The following is a 1,369-nucleotide window of genomic DNA, read 5'->3' on the forward strand; positions in this document are numbered from 1 at the left end:
ACAAGTGTGTCTTCGACCTCGTGATAGATTATGGGACATCCCAGTTCCCAAAATCGACTCGACCTTTGACAACCTATTGGTACCCCAGCCGTCCTGGTCACCCAGCACTACGCAACAACTTCGCAAGCTCGTTGCTGCTCCGTACTTGGCTCCCATATGACTGGACGCCGCGTTCGGAGGCCTACTTTGCTTCCCCTCTGGCGCTATGCGCACGACGGGTAAGCACGGCCTCTCGGCTACTGGGGTCTACCAGCCTTCGCTTCGCTCTCCATGGCTGGCAGCGTTTGACATCGCCTTCGCTTGGTTAGGAAAGAACGATTCTACTGACAAAAAACGAGGAAGGGGTGGATTGCAAAGTGCCAAAAATGAACGATTCGAGCGTCAAATTAGTTCAAAAGGTGTGCAATCCACTTTGTACCAGCCGGAACCTGCCAGGTTGTTGAACTGGACCTGGATGTATTCGTCGCCCCGCCAGGCCGTAATACGTCCTTCGCCATACTTTCGATGGTTGATGCGTACCATATCACCGGGTTTCAGTGCGCCAGAGTGGGAAGCTGCCTTGCGCAATTCAGCGGATTCCTCCAGCCGGGGGCTACCTGAGGCGACCGCATCCAGGTAACGGTTCACCACCCGGGCATCTGCCACCGGGCCGATATGGGCGATGTCATCCGGTTTGTTCTCGTAAAGGCATTGGGCAACCTCCTCACAAAGCGGTAGAGCGATTTCATAGAGGAACTGGGAAGCGCCTCCTTTGGGACCACCGATTTTGCGAACCTGTTTTTCTTTCAGCGCGTCTTTGAGGTCGTTATCCTTCGGTGCGACAAGAAACAGGTGTCGCCGGGCACGGGTCATCGCCACATAGAACAGCCGACGTTCTTCTTCGATGGGGGCGCGTTCATTCGGGAACACACCCTGTTCCAATCCGTACAGAACAACGCCGTCATATTGCAGTCCTTTGGCGCTATGGCAGGTACTGATGGTGATGCCATTGTCATTCTGGCGGATTTTTTCCTCGAATGAATCGAATTGGACCAACAACTCATCGAGGGGCTTGTCGATACGGTTGACGAAATCAATGATTTCCTTCACGACCCGGGCATAGCGGTCTGCCATCTGTTCATTCGTCGCCATCCATGAAAACGCGGCTTTGTAATCCGCGACACCATCAGCGATATAGCGCTGAAGAATCGCTGCCTGCACCCCGCCGGCGCCGTCCGGAAACCGGTCGGTCAACGTCCGGTATTCGGTGTGGCTGCTATGGGCCAACCACTTCAACCGTTCGATTTGACGGGTGGTGGCGTAATCGTGCAGTCCTGCATTTTGCACGGCCTTGATGGCCGGTTCCAGGCTGTAGGTTTTGATGCATCGA

Annotated in this window: 2 protein-coding genes; one reads left to right on the forward strand and one right to left on the reverse strand. The window is 54.8% G+C overall.

The features are described 5' to 3' along the window. The first annotated feature begins 20 nt into the window (after positions 1–20). Positions 21–308 (forward strand): hypothetical protein, encoded by a 288-nt coding sequence (locus ACOCD2_RS20075; RefSeq protein WP_419588564.1) that lies wholly within the window; start codon positions 21–23, stop codon positions 306–308. Positions 309–381: 73 nt separating this feature from the next. On the opposite strand, the gene ACOCD2_RS20080 is transcribed toward ACOCD2_RS20075, so the two are convergent. Next, on the reverse strand, positions 382–1,369 hold a 988-nt coding region (locus ACOCD2_RS20080; RefSeq protein WP_293715497.1), incomplete at its 5' end, for a 3'-5' exonuclease.

The organism is Thiolapillus sp. (assembly GCF_048562965.1).
Classification (GTDB): domain Bacteria; phylum Pseudomonadota; class Gammaproteobacteria; order Chromatiales; family Chromatiaceae; genus Thiolapillus; species Thiolapillus brandeum_A.